This is a genomic window from Pseudomonas sp. HMWF021 (assembly GCF_003061005.1).
In the GTDB taxonomy this organism is placed as follows: domain Bacteria; phylum Pseudomonadota; class Gammaproteobacteria; order Pseudomonadales; family Pseudomonadaceae; genus Aquipseudomonas.
In genome coordinates this window covers 1-1,674 of sequence record NZ_QAIK01000161.1, presented here as the reverse complement: position 1 = coordinate 1,674, position 1,674 = coordinate 1, and the positions used below count along the sequence as shown (strand labels likewise).

The 1,674-nt window shown below is 65.1% G+C and carries 2 protein-coding genes; both read right to left on the bottom strand.

Annotation, left to right across the window (positions count from 1 at the left end; all coding sequences use genetic code 11):
- On the bottom strand, positions 1-985 hold a 985-nt coding region (locus DBR18_RS23015; RefSeq protein WP_256588860.1), incomplete at its 3' end, for an FAD-dependent oxidoreductase.
- A 71-nt stretch (positions 986-1,056) separates the two neighbouring features.
- Positions 1,057-1,674: MFS transporter (locus tag DBR18_RS23010; RefSeq protein ID WP_146188785.1), on the bottom strand; the 618-nt coding region annotated here is incomplete at its 5' end.

Here is a 1,674-nt window from a genome sequence, read left to right as displayed (position 1 = left end):
GACTACGCTTGAGCAACCCCGCATACGGCGAAGGCTGATCGAACACCGGCAGCATTCGCCCGCCATAGGCAAAGGTGTTGCCACCCTTGCCAAGCATGATCCGGCCGTCCGGAGTGTTGTGGTAGTAGTGCACGAAAATCCGCGAGTCGAGCACGGTGACACCGCTGGTCAAACCGATTTGCTGCAGCAGATCCGGGCGCGGTTCGGTGATCAGCATGTCGCTGGAAACAATCGCCACGCTGCGCTCGAACTGCGGGAACGCCCGGGCCATCCACGCATTCATCGCCAGTACGACGCGGCCGGCGATCACGCTGCCATTGGCCGTGTGAATGCGCGCCGGACGGCCTTCTTCCAGGCCGGTCATCGCGGTGTTTTCGTGGATCTTCACCCCCAGTTGCAACGCCACCCGGCGCAGCCCGCGCACCAGTTTGCCCGGTTGCACACTGGCCGCCGCCGGTGAGAACCAGCCCTCCAGATGCTTGTCGGACCCGGCCATGCGCTGCACGTCAGCCACTGGGCGCTGGGTGAAGGAGTTGATGCCGTTGCGCTCCAGTGCGGCGATCACCGCGTCGGTCGAACCGACCTGCGCCTTGTTGGTAGCGGTGTACAGCGTGCCGTCGAGGCGGTAATCGGCGTCGACGCCATACTGTTCGCAGAACTTGCCGATGGCGTGGATGCTGCGCTCGGACTCCTTGACCAGCCGCACCGCCTCCTCCACACCGAACAGGCGCTCAAGGGTGAAATACTTGGCCGACCACGACAGCGCACACCCGCCGTTGCGCCCACTGGCACCGGCGCCGCAGATGTCGGCTTCGATCAGCGACACGTCGAGTTCCGGGTTCTGCTGCTTGAGCATGATCGCCGTCCACAGCCCGGTGTAGCCGCCGCCGACGATGCACACGTCGGCGCGCATTTCGCCTTGCAGCGGCGGGCAAGTCGGGGATGGATCGGCCTGCAAGGCTTGTTCGAGCCAAAAAGGTCGCATGGGATTCTCCAGTCGGATAGCCACCCCACAGCCTGCCGCGAGCACCGCAGCAGGCCGCGAGGCAAAGGTTTTCAGTTGCGCAGGGGTTTGATCGCCAACGGGCGATTGGGAATGGACGCACGCGGCTCCATCACTCCGGTCGGGCGACTGTTCCAGTGCGGAATCAGCACCAGCGCCGAGAACAGCGCGCAGCCGGCGAAGACGATGAACACCGTCACCGAGTCGAAGTAGCCCGGCAGCAGCCCGCCGAGTACCGCGCCGACCGAGCCGCAGCCGTTGACAAAACCCGCCGCCGTGGCGCCGGCCTTGGCCTTGCCGAAATCGATGGCCGCCGCGCCGCTGATCATCGAGTCCGGCCCGTACAGGGTCAGGCCCATGACAAACAGCAGCGCCACCACCAGCATCACGCTGCCGGTGTGCAACGCGCCCATGAACAACGCCAGGGTCACGGTCAGTGCCAGCAGACTGAGGACGCAGGCCGGCATGCGCCGGGCGCCGAACAGTTTGTCCGAGGCCAGACCGATCATGATCGGCCCGAGCAACCCGGCCAGTTCGAACGAGGTGGGAATGATCGCCGCGCCGACCTTGCCGACACTCGGCATCTGCTCGAAGACGATCACCGGGCCCCACAACAGAATCGCGTAACGCGCCGGTTTCAACATGAAATACGCCAGGCCCAGTACCAGCAC